We start from the raw sequence: 20,631 nt of genomic DNA, 5'->3' as shown, positions 1-20,631 counted from the left end.
GACCGCGGGATCAAGCCGGATTATTCATTAGTATACGAATGATCGTGTACAAACGACGCATAGCTGCCGGCCTCGGAACCGCAATTGACGCGACAGGGAAGGTGAGATGAGCAATTTCAATCAGGAAAGCGTTTTGAGCGTCCACCACTGGACCGATACGCTGTTCTCGTTCAAGACCACCCGCAGCCCGACCTTCCGCTTCCGAAACGGCGAATTCACCATGATCGGGCTCAAGGTCAGGGAGAAGCCGCTGCTGCGGGCCTATAGCGTCGCCAGTGCCAATTACGAGGACACGCTGGAATTCTTCTCGATCAAGGTGCCGGACGGCCCGCTGACCTCGCGGCTCCAGCATCTGAAGGAAGGCGACGAGATCATCGTCAGCCGCAAAGCCACGGGCACGCTCGTGATCGACAATCTGGAGGAGGGGCGCAACCTCTATCTGATCGGCACCGGCACCGGCCTTGCGCCGTTCCTGAGCGTGATCAAGGACCCTGAAACCTATGAGCGGTTCGAGAAGGTGGTGCTGCTGCACGGCTGCCGCCACGTCAAGGAGCTCGCCTATGGCGAGATGATCACCGAGCATCTGCCGAAGGACGAACTGATCGGCGAGTACATTCGCGAGCAGCTGATCTACTACCCGACGGTGACCCGCGATCCCTTTCGCAATCGCGGCCGCATCACGGACCTCATCACGTCAGGCAAGCTGTTCACCGATATCGGCCTGCCGGTGCTGGAAGCCGCGCATGACCGTGTCATGATCTGCGGCAGCCCGGCGCTGGTCGCGGACACCCGCGTGCTCCTGGGGGAACGCGGCTTCGCCGAGGGCAATCACGGCGAGCCGGCCCAGTTCGTGGTCGAAAAGGCCTTCGCCGAGCGCTGAACGCGCAATTCTTGCCCGAGAAGACCGTATTTTCGCCGCCCGGCGGGCGTTGCAGCGCCGATTCGGCGCTTGATACACTGTGGGAGCGAATCAGCGGAGTTCCCACATGGTTGCGGACAGCGACAGTAACATCGCCTGGCACCGGGTTCAGTTGAAGAAGAACCGCGCCGAGTTGAAGGCGCTGGAGACCGCGCGCTTCACGATGGGCGAGATCGCCTCATCGAAGCGGGATGGCCAGACCCAAAAGTCGATCGGGGAACTCAAGCGGAAGATTGCACAGTCGGAGCGCGTGATCGCCGATCACGACAAGCGCACGCGCCGTCCGCTCGCAACCGACCTGCAGAGCCTCAGCAATGGCAGCTGGAGCCATTGGGACGCCTACACCCAGCAGCGCAAGACCGGCCAGCGTTCGCCCGGGCGCGGATAGACGCCTCTCGTCGACGATCGACGAGGCGACCCTTGCACGGGCCGCGCCGCGCACCATCTGGGTGAAACGCCAGCAATCAGTCCGGTGATTCCATGACTGTGCGCCTCGATTTTACCAGCGAGGTTTTTTTCCGCGATCCGCCCAAGGCCATCGCGACGTTGCGCATGTCCGGCCCGGTGGTTGCGACGCGATTCCCAATCGTCGGCGATGTCTGGATCACCACGACCCATGATGCGACAGCGCAAGTGCTGAAGGACGGCGCGACCTTCACGCTGCGCAAGGAGGACGGCGACGTCGCGGGTCTGCGCTGGTGGATGCCGAGATACGTCAGGACCATCGCCAACAACATGCTGACGATGGACGAGCCTGATCACACCCGGCTGCGCAGCATCGTGGACGAGGCGTTTCGCCGCCGCGCGATCGTTGCGATGGCGCCGCGCATCCGTGCCATCGCCGACACGCTTGCGGACGAACTGTTCGCAGCGGGAAGCCCGGCCGATCTCGTCCAGCGCTACGCGCGCATCCTGCCGCTCGCGGTGATCTCGGAACTCCTGGGCCTGCCGCCGGCCGATCGCCCGAAGTTCATCGCCTGGGCCAACGAGATGTCCTCGTTGACGAATGTCGTCAGCTTCTTCCGCCTGCTGTTCGCGTTCCGCAAGATACGAGTCTACCTCGAACGGCAGTTGCAGATTGCACGCGTGCAAGGCGGCGAGGGCCTGATTGCCGAACTGGTCCAGGTCGAGCGCGAAGGCGGCCAGATCACGCCGAACGAGATGGTCTCGATGGTGTTTCTGCTGCTTGCGGCGGGATCCGAGACGACCACTCATCTCATTAGCGGCTCGGCGTATGAGCTTCTCAGGAATCCCGGTTTGCGTGACTGGCTGGAACAGGACTGGAGCCGCGTCGGGCTTGCGGTGGAGGAGTTCCTGCGCTTCGTGTCGCCGGTGCAATTCTCTAAGCCTCGCTATGTGCGCCGCGACGTCGAGGTCGAAGGCGTGCGCTTGAAGAAGGGCGACCGCGTCATGGTGATGCTTGCCGCTGCGAACATGGATCCGGCGGTGCACGATCGTCCCGAGCGCCTCGATCTCGAGCGCAAGCCGAACCGCCATATTTCATTCGGCACGGGAATCCACTTCTGCCTCGGCCATCAGCTCGCGCGCATCGAGGCGGCCTGCGCGCTGGAAGCGCTGTTCGTGCGATGGCCGAAACTCGATCTTGCCGTCGATCCAGCCGAGGTCCATTGGCGCAAACGGCCGGGCTTGCGCGCGATCGCGAAACTTCCCGTCACGGCTGAGAGCCGTGGAACACCGGGGCGGGCAGGAGCGAGCCTTGAGCGTTCCCTCACCGCGGCGAGCTGAGATCCGCGTCCCTTCGGAAAATCTTTGCCGCGCGTGATCGGTCAGGAACGGTGTGCCGCTGGACCTGTTGTCTCTTGGACGCGCAGATCCTTGGCCGTGCATGTCTCGGATCGACGTCCTAACGGGAGACAAGATCATGACCAGCAGGATGCCACCTGTTCCGCCGGACAATCAGAGCCACAAGGGAACTGGCGACAGCAAGCAAACGTCCGCCGATCAGGCGCCACACGGCCAGCAACGTGCGCAAAATCCGGACCAGCAGGGACAGCAGGGCAACATCAAGCAGAACACGATCAATCAAGGCTACCAGCAAGATCGTTGAGGAGGGCGACATCCCATGTCGACATCCACCAAGACCCCGAACAGCATCCGTCAGGGCGGACCCGGCGCATCGCACGAGAACGCGAAGGCGCCGCTGGAGATCAAGAAGCCACCGGCGGACAACCCGCAGCGCAGCCACAGCCGGATTTCCGGCGGCGGTGGAGAGCACGATTCCCATCACAGGCACGACGAGGCCGGAAAGGGCGGAGGCAGGTGACTGGAGGCAGGTGACTCATGAGCAGCAGACAACCCAAACTGTACGCGCCGAGCGACAAGAACATGCGTGAAAATTCCCTGATCGGTGGATCGAAGGGGGCCACCGTGAAGCACTAAGTCTTCGGAAGGTCACTGCAAGAGGAGAGACAAATGCCGAGTGGGCATGGCAGCAAAACGCATTTCAGATCGGGCATGCATGGCAAGGGCGACGGCACCGGCGGACTGACCGACGTACCCAAGGATATGATCGGCGACAACATGGTGCTGTCCAACCGCGACAAGAAACAGCATTCCGACATTCGTGGCATGGACGGCAAGTCCATTCAGACTGAACAATATCAGGACCACGCAGCCAACCGGCTTGAGGAGGAGCCGGAGACCGACGAGACCTGAGATCGTTCCTCCCGCCAACTTGCGGACCGGTGTTCAGCCGGTCCGTTTTCTTGTGGGCGCAAGATCGCGCTCCCAGCCGAACACCGAACGGCCATCGAGATCCGGGGAGGCAACACGCTCAGTGGCGATGAAAGCCTCGACCGAAGGGCCGCGTGCGGTCCGCTCCAGCCGCCGCGCCTGGTCGTCCAGACGCTTGATCGCATGCATCTCTTCCTCGCGTCCGAGCTTCGCGTTCTGGATCGCGCCCTTCAGCACCCGGATGGTCTCGTCATAGACCTTGATCGGGACGGGGTAGGGATGTCGGTCCTTGCCGCCATGGGCGAGCGAGAAACGTGCGGGGTCCCTGAAGCGATAGGGTGCGCCGTGCACGACCTCCGCGACCATCGCGAGCGAACGCACGGTGCGCGCGCCGACGCCCGGCGTCAGCAGCAGTTCCGGGAAATCGACAGGACCCCGCTCGGCTGCGGCGGCCAGCGTGCCGTGCAGGCGGCGCGCGAACACGTCCTTGGGACGGACGTCGTGATGGGCGGGCATGATCAGATGCGGCAGGGTGCCTTGTGCCGGCGTGGACTCGGTCCCGATGAGCCGTTCGAATTCGGAGACGATGCGATCGGGGCCGAGATCGCAGAGCAGTTCGAGCTGCGCCGTCCGAGAGATGTCGGCGCGATGATCGGTGAGATTGACGATCTCCCCCTGCTGCGGCCCGTCGATTGCGCTGTGCGGCGCATCGACAAAGCTCTTCAGCGCCTCGGAATGCCAGTGATAGCGTCGCGCCTGCCGCTTGTCGCCGTTCATGCCCTGCTGCACCACCGTCCATTTGCCGTCGGCGGTGACGAAGAAGCCGTGGAGGTAGAGATCGAAACCGTCCTGCACGGCTGCGCTGTCGACCTTCGCCACCAGGCGGCTGGCGCGGGTCAGCTTGATGCTGTCGAAGCCGACGCGCTCGCCGAGCTGCATCAGCTCGTCCGGCGTCTTGCGGGAATGCTGGCCCCGACCGCCGCAGACGTAGATCCCGAGCTCGTCCTGAAGCGGTCCGAGCCCGCGCTTCAGCGCACCGATCACCGAGGTGGTGATGCCCGAAGAGTGCCAGTCCATGCCCATCACGGCACCGAACGATTGGAACCAGAACGGATGTGACAGGCGCTGCAGGAACGCATCGCGCCCGTAATGCAGCACGATGGCTTGAGTGACGATTGCCCCCAGCGAGGACATGCGGCTTGCCAGCCAGGGCGGAACCCGCCCGGTGTGGAGAGGAAGATCGGCGCTGCCGGTACGTCTGGTCATGAGCGCCCCGAAACTAGCCGAATTCTGCAACGCTTGCATCAGGGGAATGCTGCGTTGCACTGAGCGGGGGAGCGAAGCTAATCGGCAGGCGTTGAGCGGGCTGCGCAAATGCAATGACGGGGACAGCAATGAGTTGGCAGGACCTCATGGCCGAGATCGACGGGATGCTCGGCTGGATACCCTCTTGGTTCGTCGGCCTCAGCCTCGTGGCCGGCGCGATTCTGCTGGCTCTTGCCTTCTATCGATTCGCGACCTGGCTGCTCAATCGTACCTTTGGAGCCCGTCTCCCGCTGCTGGGCGTGTTCATCGATCGCACCGCCGGTCCCGCCCGGCTCGCGCTGAGCCTGGCCGCCGTCGCATTGGTGCTGCCCTTCGCGCCGCTCGATGACGAGATTCGAACGCCGCTGACTCGCCTGTTCGTCGTAGCCTTCATCGCGCTGATCGGCTGGATCTCGATCCGGATCGTCGACATGAGCGCGGCGCGATACCTGCAAAATTTCCGAGACGTCACCGAGAACTTCATCGCGCGCAAGCATGTCACGCAGGTACGCGTGTTCAAGCGCGTCATCGACACTATCATCGTCATCATCACGGTCTCCACTGCGCTGATGACGTTCGACTCCGTGAGGCAATACGGCGTCAGCCTGTTTGCCTCCGCCGGCGCGGCCGGCATCATCGTCGGTCTCGCCGCGCGCCCGCTGCTGAGCAATCTGATCGCCGGCCTGCAGATCGCGATCACCCAGCCGATCCGGATCGAGGACGCCGTGATCATCGAGAACGAATGGGGCTGGGTCGAGGACATCGCCTCGACCTATGTCGTGATCCGGCTGTGGGACTGGCGACGCATGGTGGTGCCGCTGTCCTATTTCATCGAAAAGCCGTTTCAGAACTGGACGCGCGACACCGCATCCCTCATCGGCGTGATCGCGCTCCATGTCGACTATCGTGCCGACGTCCAACGCATCAGGAGCTGGCTGAAGCAGGCGGTGAAGCAGTCAAAGCTATGGGACGGCGAGGTGGTCAATCTCCAGGTGATCGATGCCGACGCGCGCACCATCGAGCTTCGGGCGCTGGTCAGCGCCAGGAATGCACCGCAGTCCTGGGACCTCCGCTGCGAGATCAGGGAGAAGCTGGTGGCCTTCATCCGGGACGAGATGCCGGAGGCGCTGCCGCGCGAACGCGCGATCCTGATCCCGTCTGGCGACGATGATGCTGATTTCGTGCGGCGCGTCACGCCGCCGGAGAAGACGCGGGCTGGCGGGCGCAATTGACTCCGCGATCAGCCGGCGCCGACCACGGCTGCATCGGCTGGCCGATCCGTGCGCCGACAGCGAATGCGCCCCATTCGCGTTCTGCCTTGCGCGTTCTGCCTTGGCGAAGCGGCTTGCTGTCCGGCGCCAGTAGCCTTGCTTCGCCGTCGGCGCGCGGGCGGGCACCGTCAGCGAAGCAATGACCGCGGATGCAAGCAGTGCGGTGCGCGATGCGCCTGGAAGGGCGCTTTACTGCGCGCGGATGTTGGCGGCCTTCAGCACCGGCTCCCATTTGGTCGCCTCTGCGTGCATGTAGGCGTCAAACTCCTTGGCAGAGGAGCCGACCGGCGCTGCGCCGATCTTGCTGAGCGTCGATAGCACGCCGGGATCCTGCAGCGCGGCCTTCAGATCGGCTTCGAGCTTGGACACGATCTCCGGCGGCATGTTTTCCGGTCCAAGAACGCCCCACCAGACCGAGACGTCGTAGCCGGGCACGCCGGCCTCGGCGATGGTCGGAACATCCGGCAGCGCCTTCGAGCGTTCGGCGGAGGTCACCGCCAGCGCGCGCACCGGCCCGCCCTCGAGCTGGCCGATCGCTTCGGCAAGCGGATTGATGCTGAGCGGGATCTCGCCGGCGATCACGGCTGTCAGCGCAGGTGCGCCGCCCTTGTAGGGGATCGCGACGATCTTGGTGCCGGACATGTATTTCAGCAGCTCGCCTGCAAGATGCGCCGAGGTGCCGTTGCCGGACATGCCGTAGGAGAGCTTGTCCGGCTCCTTCTTGGCGGCGGCGAGGAGATCGCCGAGCGTCTTGTAAGGGCTGTCCTTGGCCACCACGATCGCGAGCGGGGACGAAGCGACTTCGGTGATCGCGGTGAAATCCTTGAATGTGTCGTAAGGGACGCTTGGATAGATGAACTGGTTGAGCGGATGGCCGCTCGCGACCAGGATCAGCGTGTAACCGTCAGGCGCGGACTTGGTCAGCGTTTGCGAGGCGACGATGCCGCCTGCGCCGGGACGATTGTCGATCACGGGCTGCTGCCCCCAGGTCTTCGCCAGCGCCTGGCCCAGCGTGCGCGCGAGCACGTCGACTGCTCCGCCCGCTGCATAGGGCACCAGGATGTGGACCGGCTTGCTCGGATAGCTGTCGGCTCGAGCTGTGCCCGCTGCCAGCAGCAATGTGGCGCCCAGCAGCAGGCGGCCGATCTTCTTGTTCAAATCCAACATATTCCCAGCACTCCATAGGCGTCGTTCGCGTTCCAGCGGCGCTCTTTCCAGGCCGACTGTACCCTGCCATCGTTTTTGTTGACGAGACCTGATCTTTTGTACGATAGTACAAATCACATGATACGCAAGCCCACCAGCAGGGAAACAGCCCGCAAGCCGAACATGCGCGAGGCGATCCTCGCTGCGGCCGAGGAGCTGTTCGCCACCAACGGCTTCAATGCCGTCTCGGTGCGAGATATCGCGCATGCCGCCGGGGCCAATCCGGGCAGCGTGACATATCATTTCAGGACCAAGGACGGGTTGCTGCTGGAGATCTACCGGCGCCATTGCGGGCCGATGAACTTGCGCCGTTCCGAGCTGCTTACCGCCGCCAGGCGCGTGCGCGATCTCCAGGACCGGCTGGAGGCGATCGTGCGCGCCTATGTGGTGCCGGCCTTCACCTCGGGCAGCGATCTCGCGGGCGGCGGCGCGCGCTTCACGCGGCTGCGCGCGGTGATGTCGGCGGAGGGCAACGAGGTCGCGCGAAAGATCATCGCACAGACCTTCGACGACACCAGCCACGCCTTCATCGATGCGATCCATGAGAGCTTGCCGCACATTCCGCGTACGGACATTGTCTGGCGCAGCCACTTTCTGCTCGGTGCGCTCTATTATTCGCTGGTGACGCCGGAGCGCGTTTCGCGCTTGTCGCGCGGCGAGGCTGACGGCAGCGATGCCGCAGGCGCCATCGAGCAATTGGTGCAGGCCACGGTCGCCGCATTCCAGGCACCCGCGCTCGATCAAGCTGCGCCGGCGCGGCGGCGGCCGGTCATCAGCAGCAAGCCTTGAAACAAGCGGTCTCGCTTCGGCGGGCTCACCTGAACGACGATGATGTACACGCCGACCATTCCGCCGCCCGATCCAAACACGCGCACGCCGAAGTTCGAGCTGCCGAAGCTGTCCTGCGATACGCATTGCCACATCTTCGGGCCCGGCGCGAAATATCCTTACGCGCCGGATCGCTCCTACACGCCGCCTGACGCGCCGCTGGAGGATTTTCGCGCGCTGCACGCCAAACTCGGCGTCGAGCGCGCCGTCATCGTCAATGCCAGCGTACACGGCACCGACAACACGGTCGCGCTGGATGCCATCGCGCAGAGCGGCGGCGCCTACCGTGCCGTCGCCAATATCGACGACACCATCACCGAACGCGGGCTCCGCGTGCTGCATGACGGCGGCTTCCGCGGCTGCCGCTTCAATTTCGTTCGCCATCTCGGCGGCGTGCCGGACAGACGTGTGTTCGACCGCATCGTCGCGATGGTCACGCCGCTCGGCTGGCACATCGATCTGCACTTCGATGCGATCGACCTGCCGGAATATGCCGACATGCTGACAAAGCTGCCGCTGACCTACACCATCGACCATATGGGGCGGGTGAAGGCGGCCGACGGGCTCGATCAGCTGCCGTTCAGGATCCTGATCGAGCTGATGCAGCGCGATGAGAAGTGCTGGGTCAAGATCTGCGGCTCGGAGCGGGTGTCCTCGGCCGGTCCGCCGTTCACGGATGCGGTGCCGTTTGCGCGAAAGATCGTCGAGACCGCGCCGGATCGCGTCATCTGGGGCACGGACTGGCCGCATCCCAACGTCAAGGTGATGCCGAATGATGGCGATCTCGTCGATCTGATCCCGCTGTTCGCGCCGGAGCCGGAGTTCCAGCAGAAGATTCTGGTCGACAATCCCGCGCGCCTGTTTGGCTTCGACCAATGAAGGGGCTCCGATCAATATGATGCCTACAAACGAAAGAAGGGAGTTCGTCCCATGAAAACAGGTCTCGTGATCACCGCCCATCCCGGCGATTTCGTCTGGCGCGCCGGCGGCGCCATCGCGCTGCATGCGAAGAAGGGCTATCGCATGAAGATCGTCTGCCTGTCGTTCGGCGAGCGCGGCGAGAGCCAGTTCGCCTGGAAGGAGAAGGGCGCGACGCTGCAATCGGTGAAGGCCGGCCGCAAGGACGAGGCGGAGCGGGCCGCAAAGCTGTTGGGTGCCGAGATCGAGTTCTTCGACTGCGGTGATTATCCGCTGAAGCTCACCGAGGCGCATTTCAACCGCATGGTCGACATCTACCGCGAGCTCAATCCCAACTTCGTGCTGACGCACGCGCTGGAGGATCCCTATAATTTCGACCATCCGAATGCGGCGCATTTCGCGCAGGAGACGCGCGTGGTCGCGCAGGCGATGGGCCACAAGCCCGGCGCGCAGTACAAATATTCCGCGCCGCCGGTGTTCCTGTTCGAGCCGCACCAGCCGGAGCAGTGCAACTACAAGCCGGACCTCCTCCTCAAGATCGACGAGGTCTGGAAGGAGAAGCACGAGGCGTTCCAGATCCTCGCCGCGCAGAAGCATCTCTGGGGCTATTACGAACGCGTCGCGCTCAACCGCGGCATCCAGGGCAGCCGCAACACCGGCGTGCCCATGACCTATGGCGAGGCCTATCAGCGCCTGTTTCCGACCGTCGCTGAGGAATTGGCATGAAGCCGGTCGTCGTTCGCAACATCAAGCGCGCCGATCCCGCCGGGATGGCAGAATACGGTGTCTCAACCGTGCACGAGGCCTATGGCCGCATCGGCCTGATGAAGCCGTATCTGCGTCCGGTCTGGGCGGGCGCGTCGGTCGCCGGACCGGCGGTGACGGTGCTGGCGCAGCCCGGCGACAACTGGATGATCCATGTCGCGGTCGAGCAATGCAGGAAGGGCGACGTCCTCGTCGTCGGCTGCACCACCGACAATACCGACGGCATGTTCGGCGAGCTGCTTGCGACGTCGCTAAGGGCGCGCGGTGTGCAGGGGCTGATCATCGACGCCGGCTGTCGCGACGTCAAAGCGCTGCATGAGATGCGCTTTCCAGTGTGGTCACGCGCGATCTCCGCCAAGGGCACGGTGAAGGCCACGCTCGGCTCGGTCAACATCCCGGTCGTTTGCGCCGGCGTCAATGTCGATCCCGGCGATATCATCGTGGCCGATGACGACGGCGTGGTGGTGGTGCCGAAGCGCTATGCGGCCGAGGTGGCCGAAAGGGCGAAGAAGCGCAACGCGGACGAAGGCGGCAAGCGCAAGCGGCTCGCTTCGGGCGAACTCGGCCTCGACATGTACGGCATGCGCGAGGCGCTGACGACGGCCGGACTGGTGTATGTCGACAATCCCGAGGACGTCTGAGCGGCAATATTGTTTGAGCATGATCTCTCCGGAAAACCGCTGCACACTTTTCCGGATCATGCTCTAGAGAAGCGGAGTGGGCGGATGGATCGTCTCAAGCTGAAAGCCGTTCTCGGCAGCCACCCTCACGTCCAGGCGGTGAAGAGCGGCGGGCTTCGTTCAGACCTGTTCGATCTCGACTTCATCGAGTACACGCCGACCAACACGGCGTTCAAGCCGATGGTGCGCGAGCAGGCCTTCGACATCTGCGAGATGGCGATCGTCACCTATCTGATGGCGAAGGCGCACGGCAAGCCGCTGGTATTGCTGCCGGCGACCATGCTCGGGCGCTTCCAGCATGCCTACGCGCTCTACAATCCTGAAAGGGGGACGCTCGGGCCGACCGATCTCGAAGGCAAGCGTGTCGGTATCCGCTCCTTCACGACCACGACGGGCGCCTGGATCAGGGGCATCCTCGCCAACGACTACGGCGTCAATCTCGACAGGATCCACTGGGTGACGTTCGAGGATCCGCACGTAGCCGAATATGTCGACACCACCGAGCGTGCGCCGAAGGACAAGAAGGTCCTCCAGATGCTGCTCGACGGCGAGCTCGATGCCGTGCTCGGCGAGACCTCCGATAATCCCAAGCTGAAGCCGCTATTCCCTGATCCCGCCGCCGAGGCCGCCAAATGGTATGCCCGTCGCGGCGTCGTGCCGGTCAACCATCTCGTAGTCGTGACTGAGAAGCTCGCGAAATCGCGGCCCGACGTGGTCGCGGGCGTCTATGATCTGCTCAAACGGAGCAAGGAGCGGGCAGGGCCCGCGGCGACGCCCGACCTCATCCCGTTCGGGATCGAGGCAAACAGAAAGCCGCTGGAGCTGATCATCGATTACGCATTCCAACAGGCGCTGATTCCGCGCCGCTATGCGGTCGAGGATATCTTCGACGAGACGACACGAGGATTGAACTGATGGCAGGTGATCCCAGGCGCTGGCAGATCGGGCTGGTCGGGTATGGCGAGGTCGGGCGGATCCTGGCCGAGGACTTGCGCCAGCAGGATATCAAGGTGTCAGCCTACGATATCAAGCTCGGTGGCGAGCAGGCTGCACCGCTGAAGGAGCATGCGGCAAGATTCGGCGTGGTGCTCGCAGCGTCTCACGCCGAGCTGACCGCGAAATCCGATTTCATCATCTCCGCGGTCACCGCGAGCCAGGCCGTTCCGGTCGCAAAGGCCTGCGCGGCGGCGATCAATCAGGGTACCTGGTTTCTCGATTTCAATTCGGCAGCGCCGGGCGCCAAGCAGCGCGCCGCCGCCCTGATCGACGGCGCGGCCGGGCGCTATGTCGAGGGCGCGGTGATGACCTCGGTGCCGCCCTATCGCATCAAGGTGCCGCTGCTGCTCGGTGGGCTCGGTGCGAGGGAGCTGGAGCCGCTGCTGAACGCGATCGGCTTTGCCGCGAAGGTTGCGAGCGACAGGCTCGGAGTGTCCTCCGCGGTGAAGATGTGCCGCAGCATCATGATCAAGGGCTTGGAAGCTATGGTCATCGAAAGTTTTACGACCGCACGGGCCTATGGCGTCGAGGATGCGGTGCTGGCCTCGCTCGCGGAAACTTTTCCCGGCATCGATTGGGAGAAGCAGGGCGCCTATGTCTTCCAGCGCGTGATCGAGCACGGCCGTCGCCGCGCCGAGGAGGTGCGTGAGGTCGCCGAGACCGTGCGCGAGGCGGGTTTGACGCCATGGTCCGCGCAAGGCACTGCCGAACGGCAGGCCTGGGTGGCTGATCTCGCCGATGAGGGGCTGTTCGGTCCCAGGGGCACGGAAGACTTCGCCCGCAGCGCGGATTGGCGGACCGAGGCTGACCGGATCCTCGCGAAGATCAACCGCACCAAGTAATCAGCTCAAGACCGCGCCGCCGGTCTGAAAACTTTCCGCGTGCAACATCGCGGTGTCCGGGACATGAGCGGAGCCGCTCTCAGCTCCTGGGAGTGAACAGGGTGGGCCGCAGCCGCGCGAATGTCTGCCGGCCGCCCTTGAAGCCCATCAGGACGTCAGGCAACTCGGCGATAGCGAAGCGGCTGTCTTGCGTATCGAGCACGATAAGGTCGGCGGGATTGCCGACCTTGATGCCGTAATCGTCAAGGTTCATCAGCCGGGCCGGCAGCTCGGTCACCAGATCGAGGCAGGTGTCGAAATCGCTCACCGAGGCGTGCGCGACATTGGCGTAGAAGTTCGCCATCCGCAGCAGTGAGGCGTCGCCGAACGGCGTGAAGGGATTGAGCACGTTGTTGGTCGCGACCGAGCACACGACGCCGTCGCCCGCAAGCTTGTGGGCGAGTGTCAGTCCGCGCGGCGCGTTGTGCGTGGCCTCGCGCCCCATCAGATAGAGATCGGTCGCGGGCAGCACGGTGACGGCAACGCCGGCGCTTGCCAGCTGCGCGGTGGCGGCTTTGAGCGGCTCCGGCGGCAACGCCGACAGCTTTGTTGCATGGCCGATCGCGGCGCGTCCGCCGTAGTTGCGCTGCTCAGTCTGGCGGCAGACCTCGTCGAGGTGCCACCACGAGGGGTCGAGGTCGAAATCGAGATGAAGGTCGACATCGACGTCGAATTCCTGGGCTAGATCGAAGATGCGCGCGAGATGGGCGTTCGGGTCGGTGTCCATGTAGGGACAGCCGCCGATGACCTCGCCGCCTTCGCGCAGCGCCTGGATCAGCAGCTCCTCGGCTCCGGGATCGTTGGTGAGGCCTTCCTGCGGGAAGACGCAGAGCTCGAGATCGACCGCCCAGGCGTAATCGCGCTTCAGCGCCTTGACCGCCTCGAAGCCGCGGAGACCGATGCGGGGGTCGATTTCGACATGCGTGCGCATCCGCGTCGTGCCGTTGACGATGGCGCGTTCAAGCACCTTTGCGCCGCGTGCGTAGACGTCCTCGATCGTGAAATCCTTCTTCATCGCGGCGACGGCGCGGATCGCTTCCGAGACGCTGCCGTGATCGTGCCCGCAGCGGCCGAGCAGGCAGGCCTTGTCGAGATGGATGTGGGTGTCGACGAAGCCGGGCAGGGCGAGGCGGCCGTCGACGTCGACCTCGGCGGCCTCGCAGGTCAGCTTCGGCTCGATCGCGGCGATGCGGCCGCCGTTCACGCCGATATCGACGGGTGCGGCGGATGAGCGCAACAGCGCGTTGCGGAAGATCAGGTCGAAGGCGGTCTCGATGGCCATGGCGTCGGATTCAGCTATGGCAACCTAGCCGAAGCTGAGGGAACAGGCAGCTCCAGATTGTGTGCACTTATGCCGCCCCACTGTTCAAAAAATGTGCATGCACTTTGGCGCGCGGATCGTAAGATATCTCCCGCCTGGAGAACCCGCCATGTCCGCCCCCGCACCAGCCGAACGTTCGATGACTGACGCCGAGATTGTCGAAGCCTATCTCACCGCTTCGATGATACCGGATCCCGACGCCGCTGCGGCCTATATGAAGCCGGGCACGGTCATCACGTTTACCGGCGGGCGGACGTTCGACCATCCGCGCGGGCCGACCGGCTTCAACGCGAAGCGCTATCGCTGGGTCAAGAAGAAGATGGACCGGTTCGATGTCTGCCCCGGCGCGGACGAGACTGTCGTCTACAGCGTCGGCACGCTCTATGGCGAATGGATGGACGGCACGCCGTTCGAGGGCAACCGCTATGTCGATCGCTTCGTCGTGAGGGGCGGGCAGATCGTGAAGATGGACGTGTGGAACGACAGCGCCGAGCGCATTCTCGTTCAGCGCGGGATCGAGGCTTAGCCCCTCCGCGCGATTTTCGGCAGCTTGACGACGCGATCGCTCGTCACCTCGTCGGCATAGGGCGCGAGGATATCGAGGAGGTCGCGGCCGCGCTGCGGAGTGGGAGCAACCAGCGCGCGATTGGCCACGGAATCCAGGTGATGATGCATCAATTCCATCACCTTGGTCTCGTCGCCCTTGGCGAGCGCGGCAATGATGGCGCGGTGCTCGTTGATGGCACATTCGCTGGAATGCGGCCGGCTGTAGAGCGACAGCGTCAGGCAGCAGCGATAGGCGACCTCGCTGACATAGCGCACCAGGATCGGGCTGTTCGTCATGTGCGCGAGGAGGATGTGGAATTCGGTGGCGAGCCGGATCGAGACCGCATCCGTGCCGCCGCGCGCACGATCCTCGGCGTCGACATGGGCGTTCAGCTCGGCGATCTGCGCCTTGGTCAGCTTGCCCGCGAGCTGGCGCACGACGAGTCTTTCGAGCTCGATGCGGATGTCGAAGGCATCACGCGCCTCCTGCCAGCTCGGCGTTGCCACCACCGCGATCCGGTTGCGGCGCAGCTCGACCAGGCCCTCCGCGGCGAGCTGGCCCAGCGCATGGCGGGCAATGGTGCGGCTGACGCCGAAACGCTCGCCAAGCGCATCCTCCGGCAGCTTGGCACCGGGCTCCAGCGCCTGCTCGATGATCGCGCGCCGGAGCGCGCGGCAGATCACGCTGACCTTGTCCGACGATTCAGAAGTCTTGCTGCTGGGGCGCGCCGCCATCGGCGAATCCTTGGGATGGGTCGAAGCCTCTCTTTAGCACAGCCTTGTTAGCACAGCCTTGCAGCGATCCGGCGCTCCAATTGCATGCAGTTTAATGTCCAGATTGCCTAAATCGAGTCCGGCCGTTCGCCGAGGGTATCTGGCAAATCATTGATTTTGCGGGGACGGCAGGCTGGCACCTAGCTTGCATGCACTTTGGCTGTGATGCGCATGCAACCCAACGCCCAGTTTGACGGCCAGCCCGTTCCCGAAGGCGCCGCCGCCACGGCCATCGAGCTGTCCGAGGCCTCCGTGACCTTCGGGCGCGGCGACCGCGCCGTGCCCGCCCTGTCGAAGACCACCTTGAAGATCGCCGACGGGGAGTTTGTCGCACTGGTCGGCCCGTCAGGATGCGGCAAATCGACCATTCTGCGTCTGGTCAGCGGCCTGGTGCAGCCGACCAGCGGCGTCGTCATCGTCGGCGGCCGCGAAGTCGCGGCGCGCGCGATGCGGGTCGGCATGGCCTTCCAGAATCCGACCATGCTGCCGTGGATGACCATCGAGCGGAACATCATGCTGCCGCTGAAGATCGTCGAGCCGTTCCGCTCGAATTTCCGGAAGCTGCGCAAGACCGAATTCCGCGACAAGGCCAACGCGCTGCTGGAGCAGGTCGGCCTCAAGGGCTTTGGCAGCAATTACCCCTGGCAGCTCTCCGGCGGCATGCTCCAGCGTGCCAATCTGTGCCGCGCCCTGATCCACGAACCGCGCATGCTGCTGCTGGATGAGCCGTTCGGCGCGCTCGACCAGTTCACCCGCGAAGAGCTGTGGGCGATCCTGCAGAACCTCTGGATGATGCACAAGCCGACGGTGCTGCTGGTCACCCACGATCTGCGCGAGGCCGGCTTTCTCGCCAGTCGCATCTGCGTGATGAGCGCGCGCCCCGGCCGCATCCTCGACGACAGCCGCGTCGAATTTGCGCGCCCGCGCACCGTCGCCATGACCTTCGAGCCGGAATTCGTCGCGCTGAACCAGAAGCTGCGGACCTTCATCGAGGATGCGCGCAGCGCGGCTGAGCAGGGGACAGGCTGATGTTCGGGATCGATATCAGGCAGAAGGCGTGGTCGGCGGGGCTGATCGTGTTGTTCTTCGTCGCCTGGGAGCTGTTCTGCCTGATGACCGGCATGTCGGATCTCGTGCTGCCGCGACCCTCGCAGGTGTTCTTGACGTTGTACCAGCGCTTCCCGGTGCTGTGGCCGCACATCGTGCAGACACTGGCGACCACCATGTTCGGCTTCGTCCTCGGTGTCGCGCTCGGCGTCACCCTCGGAGCCATCATCGGCGTGTCGAAGACGGCCTACGACACCTGCTATCCGCTGTTGATCGGCTTCTCCTCCATCCCCAAGGTCGCGGTGGTACCGATCTTCGTGCTGTGGTTCGGCTCCGGCACGGTGCCGGCGGTGCTGACCGCGCTGTCGATCTGCTTCTTCCCGATCGTCGTGAATATCGCCACCGGCCTTGCGACCACCGAGCCCGAGCTCGAGGACGTGCTGAAGGCGCTCGGCGCCAGCAAGCTTGACATCCTCTGGAACGTCGGCCTGCCCAGGACCATGCCCTTCTTCTTCGCTTCGCTGAAGGTCGCGATCTCATACGCTTTCGTCGGCGCGGTGCTGTCGGAGACCGTCGCCTCCAACCGCGGCATCGGCAACGTCATGATGACCGCGTCCTCCAATTTCAACGTGCCGCTGGTCTTTGCCGGCCTGTTCGTGCTCGCCGGGCTCGGCGTCGCACTCTACGTCGTGTTCTCGCTGATCGAGGGGCGGGTCACCGGCTGGGCGACGCGCAAGAACGACGTGATCGCAACCTGATTTTCCAACTGTCACGCAACGAAGCTTGAGGAGGTCTCGATGTTGAGAAACGTAACCGCCGCGCTGCTGGGATTGGCGCTGTCCGCCGGTGCCGCCACGGCGCAGGAAACCACGATCAAGTTCACGCTGGGCTGGAAGACCCAGGGCAGCGATGCCGCGTTCTTCTACGCCAAGGACAACGGTTTCTTCAAAGAGGAGGGGCTCAACGTCGTCATCGACCAGGGCGAGGGCTCCGGTGCCACCGTCACGCGCGTGATGTCCGGCGCCTATGACGCGGGCTTCGGCGACGTCAACGCCATCATCCAGAATGCCGCGACCAAGCCGCAGGAGGCGCCCGTCATGGTCTACATGATGTGGAACCAGCCGCCGTTCGCGATCGTCGCCAAGAAGACCAGCGGCATCAACACCATCAAGGATTTCGAAGGCCACACGCTCGGCGGCGCGCAGGGCACGCCGACGACGCGCCTCCTGCCGGTGTTCACGCGCAAGAACGGTCTCGACGGCGAGAAGATCAAGATCTCCAACATGGCGCCGAACCTGCAGGAGCCGATGCTGATCAAGGGCGACATCGATGCCGCCCTCGTCTTCAATATCACCAGCTATTTCAACCTGGTGCTCAACCGCCAGGATCCGGACAAGGACTTCAAATGGTTCTCGTTCGGTGAGTACGGCCTCGATCTCTACTCCAACGGCGTGATGGTCTCCCGCAAGCTGATCGCCTCGAACCCGAAGGCCGTCGCGGGCCTGGTGCGCGCCATCAACAAGGGCGCGATCGCGGTCGCCAAGGACCAGAACGCCGGCATGAAGGCCGCGACGAACTACGACAACCTCATCAACGCCGACGTCGAGAAGCGCCGGCTGCAATATTCCTTCGAGAAGCTGATCGTCTCGCCGGAGATGAAGGAGATCGGCATCGGCGACATCAAGGACGACCGCATGACACGCGCCATCGGCATCGTGGTCGAAGGCTATCAGCTCGCCCGGACGCCGACGCCGGCGGAGGTGTTCTCGCGCGAGTTCCTGCCGCCCCGCGCGGAGCGGGAGCTGGTGTATACGGCCAACTGATCTTCAACGGGTCTTGGAGCGACGGTCATGGCCACGGAGATTTCGGCAACGAGCCTGTTCCGTGGCCCTGACCTCGGTGTCAGCGACAACGTCGTGCTGCAGCACGACGGCGGTGTCATTACCGATATCGCGGAAGGAGCGGGGCCGGGGCCACGTTCCTTCGTCATCCCGGCCTTCGTCAACGCCCATGACCACGCCCGTGCCACCGCATCGTCCTTCGGCGCGGTCGGCATGCCCCTGGAAAGCTGGATCCTGCGCACCGCACTGGGCACGCCGGTCGATCCCTATCTGACCGCGGCCTCCGCATTGGCGCGTTCGGCCAGGGCCGGCTGCGCGGCGATGATGGTGCACTACACGCGCCCGAGCGGGACGATGCCCCTGGTCGACGAGGCCAAGGCCATCGCGAAGGCCGCGTCCGACGTCGGCATCCGCATCGCGTTTGCGATGGCCGTGCGCGACCAGAATCCGATCGTCTACGGTGATGCCGAGCCGGTGCTCTCGGGTCTCTCCGGCGATGCTCGCAAGACCGTCGAGGAGCTGTTCGTCCGCGCGCCGATGTCGCCAAAGGCGTATATTGAACTCACGGAGGCCATTGCCTCGGCCATCGCCGGTCCAATGGTGGACGTGCAGCTCGGGCCTGCCGGCGTGCAATGGTGCTCGATGCCGCTGCTGGAAGCGGTGGCGGAGAATTCGGCGCGGACTGGCCGCCGGATTCACATGCATCTGCTGGAGACCGTGTACCAGCGCGCCTGGGCCGATCAGAATTTTCCAGACATGGTGCGCTGGCTTCGCGACGTTGGCTTCCTCTCCGAGCGGCTGACGCTGGCGCACTGCATCCATGCGCGCCCGGATGAGCTTGAGATGATCGCGGCCTCCGGTACGCGCATCGTCACCAATTTCAGCTCGAACATGCATCTGCGCTCTGGCCTCGCCCCGATCGCCGCCGCGCACGAATGCGGCTGCGCCGTCGCCGTCGGCGTCGACGGGCTGGCGCTGGACGAGGACGACGACATCTTGCGCGAGATGCGGCTGGTGCAGATGGCCCATGGCGGCCTCGGCTTCAGGCAGACGTGGACGCCGGCCGAGATGTTCTCGCTCGCCATCCGCAACGGGCGCCGCGCCACCGGCGCGCCCGGGAGCGGCGAGCTCGATACCGGAAGCCCCGCCGACTACGTCGTGATCGATCTCGACCGGCTCGACCGCGACCGGATCATGCCGGTCGACCCCATGGCGCTGCTGTTCGCGCGCGGCAATGCGTCCCTGGTGAAGGAGGTCGTCGTCGCGGGCAGGACGATCGTGAGGGACGGGGTCTGTTGCGGCGTTGATCTGCCGGCGATCGAGCAGGAATTGCGCGCCCTGTATCGGACCGGCGCGGGCAAGCTCGCGAACTTCCAGCGGATGTGGCCGCCCCTGGCGGAGCGGTTGAGCGGCTGGTTCGAACAGCAGCTGACGTGCCAGTGAAACGGCTCCCGTTCGCCCAGTATTGAAAAGTGCGATAGCTGGTAGTCGCTGCCCCGTCTGGCGGGCGCTGCATGCGTCGGTTATCACCTCCGCGATTCCGTCGCGACAAGGTCGACGACCCTATTGAGGAGCAGCCGATGCGTCTACCCGTTCTTTTCCTGGCCCTGAGTAGTATCGCCGGCGCAGCGTCAGCCGAAGACCTCTCGGGCACGCTCCAGAAGATCAAGGACACCAGGAAGATCACGCTGGGCTACCAGGAGGCCTCGGTCCCGTTCAGTTATCTGGACGGCAACCAGAAGCCGGTCGGCTTTGCCATGGACATCTGCCTCAGGATCGTCGAGGCCGTGAAGAAGCAGCTCGGCATGCCCGACATCGCCGTCGACACGCTCGCCGTGACCTCGTCGAACCGGATCCCCTTGATGGTCAACGGCACGCTCGATCTGCATTGCTCGGCAACCACCAACAATGCCGACCGCCAGAGGCAGGTCGCCTTCACCAACACGCATTTCCTCAGCGCGACGCGGTTCGCGGCCAAGAAGGCCGCCAAGATCAACACCATCGACGATCTCAAGGGCAAGGCGGTCACGGCGGTGGCGGGATCGGTCAACCTGACGCAGCTTGCCAAGGTCAACACCGAGCGCAATCTCGGCATCAATGTGATGCCGGCCAAGGACCAGGCCGAAGCCTTCCTGTTGCTGGAAACCGACCGCGCCCAGGCCTACGCGCTCGACGACGTGCAGCTCGCCGTCGCCATCGCGCGGTCGAAGGAGCCGCAAGCTTACATGATCAGCGAGGAGGCGTTCTCGAAGCCGGAGCCGTACGGCATCATGCTGCGGCGGGAGGATGCGCCATTCAAGGCGCTCGCCGACCGCGCAACAGCGGAGCTCTATGCAAGCCCGGAGATCGAGGTGCTCTACAAGAAGTGGCTGCAATCGCCAACCCCGCCGAACGGCCTCAACTACAACGTCCCGATGTCTCCGGCCTTGCGCAACGCCTTCAAGAAGCCGAGCTCGAGCGCCGACCCTGATGTCTATGTGGTGAATTGAGGCTGAGACGCTGCGCATTATTGCGCCCTCTCCCCTTGTGGGAGAGGGCAACTCCTGTCCAGACCGGATAGATAGGTAACACAGTAGACCGGATGGATGGGTGACAGTTCTCTGTCGGCTGGGAGGATCAGCCGATGCCTTGGCGGGAGA

The 20,631-nt window shown here is 64.3% G+C and carries 23 protein-coding genes; 19 read left to right on the top strand and 4 right to left on the bottom strand.

The features are described from left to right. Nucleotides 1-106 precede the first annotated feature (106 nt). The 6 genes from EDE08_RS36840 to EDE08_RS36815 all read left to right on the top strand — a co-directional run bounded on the left by EDE08_RS36840 (nt 107) and on the right by EDE08_RS36815 (nt 3,595). Complete coding sequence (locus tag EDE08_RS36840) at nt 107-880, top strand: ferredoxin--NADP reductase (protein WP_131874534.1); 774 nt, start codon at nt 107-109, stop codon at nt 878-880. 106 nt (nt 881-986) lie between these two features. After that, a complete protein-coding gene (locus EDE08_RS36835; protein WP_131874533.1) occupies nt 987-1,307 on the top strand; it encodes a hypothetical protein in 321 nt (106 codons plus the stop codon). A gap of 92 nt (nt 1,308-1,399) precedes the next feature. Next, on the top strand, nt 1,400-2,665 hold the full coding sequence (locus EDE08_RS36830; protein ID WP_131874532.1) for a cytochrome P450: 1,266 nt from the start codon (nt 1,400-1,402) through the stop codon (nt 2,663-2,665). Between the two features lie 136 nt (nt 2,666-2,801). Further along, complete coding sequence (locus tag EDE08_RS36825) at nt 2,802-2,987, top strand: hypothetical protein (protein ID WP_131874531.1); 186 nt, start codon at nt 2,802-2,804, stop codon at nt 2,985-2,987. A gap of 15 nt (nt 2,988-3,002) precedes the next feature. Continuing rightward, nucleotides 3,003-3,203 carry a hypothetical protein gene (locus EDE08_RS36820; protein ID WP_131874530.1) on the top strand — a complete coding sequence of 67 codons (201 nt, stop codon included), beginning with the start codon at nt 3,003-3,005 and terminating at the stop codon, nt 3,201-3,203. Between the two features lie 149 nt (nt 3,204-3,352). Further along, nucleotides 3,353-3,595 carry a hypothetical protein gene (locus EDE08_RS36815; RefSeq protein WP_061877670.1) on the top strand — a complete coding sequence of 81 codons (243 nt, stop codon included), beginning with the start codon at nt 3,353-3,355 and terminating at the stop codon, nt 3,593-3,595. Nucleotides 3,596-3,628: 33 nt separating this feature from the next. On the opposite strand, the gene EDE08_RS36810 is transcribed toward EDE08_RS36815, so the two are convergent. Next, on the bottom strand, nt 3,629-4,879 hold the full coding sequence (locus EDE08_RS36810; RefSeq protein ID WP_131874529.1) for a DUF763 domain-containing protein: 1,251 nt from the start codon (nt 4,877-4,879) through the stop codon (nt 3,629-3,631). Nucleotides 4,880-5,007: 128 nt separating this feature from the next. Between EDE08_RS36810 and EDE08_RS36805 the strand changes: the two genes are divergently transcribed. Then, on the top strand, nt 5,008-6,150 hold the full coding sequence (locus EDE08_RS36805; protein WP_131874528.1) for a mechanosensitive ion channel family protein: 1,143 nt from the start codon (nt 5,008-5,010) through the stop codon (nt 6,148-6,150). A gap of 228 nt (nt 6,151-6,378) precedes the next feature. Here the strand turns inward: EDE08_RS36805 and EDE08_RS36800 are convergent, their stop codons facing one another. Then, complete coding sequence (locus EDE08_RS36800) at nt 6,379-7,356, bottom strand: tripartite tricarboxylate transporter substrate binding protein (protein ID WP_131874527.1); 978 nt, start codon at nt 7,354-7,356, stop codon at nt 6,379-6,381. A 117-nt stretch (nt 7,357-7,473) separates the two neighbouring features. Here EDE08_RS36800 and EDE08_RS36795 point away from each other — a divergent pair, with 117 nt between their 5' ends. From EDE08_RS36795 to EDE08_RS36770, 6 genes are all read left to right on the top strand, one after another. After that, nucleotides 7,474-8,184 (top strand): TetR/AcrR family transcriptional regulator, encoded by a 711-nt coding sequence (locus EDE08_RS36795; protein WP_131874526.1) that lies wholly within the window; start codon nt 7,474-7,476, stop codon nt 8,182-8,184. A 39-nt stretch (nt 8,185-8,223) separates the two neighbouring features. Beyond that, nucleotides 8,224-9,102 carry an amidohydrolase family protein gene (locus EDE08_RS36790; protein ID WP_131874525.1) on the top strand — a complete coding sequence of 293 codons (879 nt, stop codon included), beginning with the start codon at nt 8,224-8,226 and terminating at the stop codon, nt 9,100-9,102. A 51-nt stretch (nt 9,103-9,153) separates the two neighbouring features. Beyond that, nucleotides 9,154-9,867: a PIG-L deacetylase family protein gene (locus EDE08_RS36785; RefSeq protein ID WP_131874524.1), complete on the top strand. Its 714-nt coding sequence runs from the start codon at nt 9,154-9,156 to the stop codon at nt 9,865-9,867. Next, nucleotides 9,864-10,547: a 4-carboxy-4-hydroxy-2-oxoadipate aldolase/oxaloacetate decarboxylase gene (locus EDE08_RS36780; protein WP_131874523.1), complete on the top strand. Its 684-nt coding sequence runs from the start codon at nt 9,864-9,866 to the stop codon at nt 10,545-10,547. The genes EDE08_RS36785 and EDE08_RS36780 overlap by 4 nt, the downstream gene beginning before the upstream one ends. An 84-nt stretch (nt 10,548-10,631) precedes the next feature. Further along, the gene (locus EDE08_RS36775; RefSeq protein ID WP_131874522.1) at nt 10,632-11,501 is read left to right on the top strand and encodes a substrate-binding domain-containing protein; all 870 of its coding nucleotides are present in this window, start codon (nt 10,632-10,634) and stop codon (nt 11,499-11,501) included. Further along, nucleotides 11,501-12,424, top strand: a complete 924-nt coding sequence (locus tag EDE08_RS36770) for a DUF1932 domain-containing protein (RefSeq protein WP_131874521.1) — start codon at nt 11,501-11,503, stop codon at nt 12,422-12,424. The genes EDE08_RS36775 and EDE08_RS36770 overlap by 1 nt, the downstream gene beginning before the upstream one ends. A 79-nt stretch (nt 12,425-12,503) precedes the next feature. On the opposite strand, the gene EDE08_RS36765 is transcribed toward EDE08_RS36770, so the two are convergent. After that, nucleotides 12,504-13,745, bottom strand: coding sequence for an amidohydrolase family protein (locus EDE08_RS36765; protein ID WP_131874520.1), 1,242 nt, complete (start codon nt 13,743-13,745; stop codon nt 12,504-12,506). 148 nt (nt 13,746-13,893) lie between these two features. Between EDE08_RS36765 and EDE08_RS36760 the strand changes: the two genes are divergently transcribed. After that, complete coding sequence (locus EDE08_RS36760; protein ID WP_131874519.1) at nt 13,894-14,310, top strand: nuclear transport factor 2-like protein; 417 nt, start codon at nt 13,894-13,896, stop codon at nt 14,308-14,310. Here EDE08_RS36760 and EDE08_RS36755 read toward each other — a convergent pair. Then, nucleotides 14,307-15,065 carry a GntR family transcriptional regulator gene (locus EDE08_RS36755; protein WP_131874518.1) on the bottom strand — a complete coding sequence of 253 codons (759 nt, stop codon included), beginning with the start codon at nt 15,063-15,065 and terminating at the stop codon, nt 14,307-14,309. The two genes, EDE08_RS36760 and EDE08_RS36755, sit on opposite strands and share 4 nt — an antisense overlap. A gap of 210 nt (nt 15,066-15,275) precedes the next feature. Between EDE08_RS36755 and EDE08_RS36750 the strand changes: the two genes are divergently transcribed. From EDE08_RS36750 to EDE08_RS36730, 5 genes are all read left to right on the top strand, one after another. Continuing rightward, nucleotides 15,276-16,133: an ABC transporter ATP-binding protein gene (locus EDE08_RS36750; protein WP_245524995.1), complete on the top strand. Its 858-nt coding sequence runs from the start codon at nt 15,276-15,278 to the stop codon at nt 16,131-16,133. Continuing rightward, the gene (locus EDE08_RS36745) at nt 16,133-16,909 is read left to right on the top strand and encodes an ABC transporter permease (protein ID WP_131874516.1); all 777 of its coding nucleotides are present in this window, start codon (nt 16,133-16,135) and stop codon (nt 16,907-16,909) included. Before EDE08_RS36750 ends, EDE08_RS36745 begins: the two co-directional genes overlap by 1 nt. Nucleotides 16,910-16,948: 39 nt before the next feature. Beyond that, complete coding sequence (locus tag EDE08_RS36740; RefSeq protein ID WP_131874515.1) at nt 16,949-17,974, top strand: ABC transporter substrate-binding protein; 1,026 nt, start codon at nt 16,949-16,951, stop codon at nt 17,972-17,974. A 27-nt stretch (nt 17,975-18,001) separates the two neighbouring features. Then, nucleotides 18,002-19,435 (top strand): amidohydrolase family protein, encoded by a 1,434-nt coding sequence (locus tag EDE08_RS36735; protein WP_131874514.1) that lies wholly within the window; start codon nt 18,002-18,004, stop codon nt 19,433-19,435. A 137-nt stretch (nt 19,436-19,572) separates the two neighbouring features. After that, a complete protein-coding gene (locus EDE08_RS36730) occupies nt 19,573-20,481 on the top strand; it encodes an amino acid ABC transporter substrate-binding protein (protein WP_131874513.1) in 909 nt (302 codons plus the stop codon). The last annotated feature ends 150 nt before the right edge of the window (nt 20,482-20,631 follow it).

Origin of the sequence: Bradyrhizobium sp. R2.2-H (assembly GCF_004346455.1) — a bacterium.
Taxonomy (GTDB): domain Bacteria; phylum Pseudomonadota; class Alphaproteobacteria; order Rhizobiales; family Xanthobacteraceae; genus Bradyrhizobium; species Bradyrhizobium diversitatis.
Note: the sequence above shows the minus strand (reverse complement) of the source record. Positions and strands in the feature narration are given on the sequence as shown.

Coding starts and splice junctions, on each gene's coding strand:
- EDE08_RS36735 (WP_131874514.1), top strand. CDS start 18,002: ATGGCCACGGAGATTTCGGCAACGAGCCTGTTCCGTGGCCCTGACCTC.
- EDE08_RS36820 (WP_131874530.1), top strand. CDS start 3,003: ATGTCGACATCCACCAAGACCCCGAACAGCATCCGTCAGGGCGGACCC.
- EDE08_RS36780 (WP_131874523.1), top strand. CDS start 9,864: ATGAAGCCGGTCGTCGTTCGCAACATCAAGCGCGCCGATCCCGCCGGG.
- EDE08_RS36830 (WP_131874532.1), top strand. CDS start 1,400: ATGACTGTGCGCCTCGATTTTACCAGCGAGGTTTTTTTCCGCGATCCG.
- EDE08_RS36760 (WP_131874519.1), top strand. CDS start 13,894: ATGTCCGCCCCCGCACCAGCCGAACGTTCGATGACTGACGCCGAGATT.
- EDE08_RS36790 (WP_131874525.1), top strand. CDS start 8,224: ATGATGTACACGCCGACCATTCCGCCGCCCGATCCAAACACGCGCACG.
- EDE08_RS36750 (WP_245524995.1), top strand. CDS start 15,276: ATGCAACCCAACGCCCAGTTTGACGGCCAGCCCGTTCCCGAAGGCGCC.
- EDE08_RS36800 (WP_131874527.1), bottom strand. CDS start 7,356: ATGTTGGATTTGAACAAGAAGATCGGCCGCCTGCTGCTGGGCGCCACA.
- EDE08_RS36730 (WP_131874513.1), top strand. CDS start 19,573: ATGCGTCTACCCGTTCTTTTCCTGGCCCTGAGTAGTATCGCCGGCGCA.
- EDE08_RS36795 (WP_131874526.1), top strand. CDS start 7,474: ATGATACGCAAGCCCACCAGCAGGGAAACAGCCCGCAAGCCGAACATG.
- EDE08_RS36785 (WP_131874524.1), top strand. CDS start 9,154: ATGAAAACAGGTCTCGTGATCACCGCCCATCCCGGCGATTTCGTCTGG.
- EDE08_RS36770 (WP_131874521.1), top strand. CDS start 11,501: ATGGCAGGTGATCCCAGGCGCTGGCAGATCGGGCTGGTCGGGTATGGC.
- EDE08_RS36765 (WP_131874520.1), bottom strand. CDS start 13,745: ATGGCCATCGAGACCGCCTTCGACCTGATCTTCCGCAACGCGCTGTTG.
- EDE08_RS36745 (WP_131874516.1), top strand. CDS start 16,133: ATGTTCGGGATCGATATCAGGCAGAAGGCGTGGTCGGCGGGGCTGATC.
- EDE08_RS36810 (WP_131874529.1), bottom strand. CDS start 4,879: ATGACCAGACGTACCGGCAGCGCCGATCTTCCTCTCCACACCGGGCGG.
- EDE08_RS36825 (WP_131874531.1), top strand. CDS start 2,802: ATGACCAGCAGGATGCCACCTGTTCCGCCGGACAATCAGAGCCACAAG.
- EDE08_RS36755 (WP_131874518.1), bottom strand. CDS start 15,065: ATGGCGGCGCGCCCCAGCAGCAAGACTTCTGAATCGTCGGACAAGGTC.
- EDE08_RS36815 (WP_061877670.1), top strand. CDS start 3,353: ATGCCGAGTGGGCATGGCAGCAAAACGCATTTCAGATCGGGCATGCAT.
- EDE08_RS36840 (WP_131874534.1), top strand. CDS start 107: ATGAGCAATTTCAATCAGGAAAGCGTTTTGAGCGTCCACCACTGGACC.
- EDE08_RS36740 (WP_131874515.1), top strand. CDS start 16,949: ATGTTGAGAAACGTAACCGCCGCGCTGCTGGGATTGGCGCTGTCCGCC.
- EDE08_RS36835 (WP_131874533.1), top strand. CDS start 987: ATGGTTGCGGACAGCGACAGTAACATCGCCTGGCACCGGGTTCAGTTG.
- EDE08_RS36775 (WP_131874522.1), top strand. CDS start 10,632: ATGGATCGTCTCAAGCTGAAAGCCGTTCTCGGCAGCCACCCTCACGTC.
- EDE08_RS36805 (WP_131874528.1), top strand. CDS start 5,008: ATGAGTTGGCAGGACCTCATGGCCGAGATCGACGGGATGCTCGGCTGG.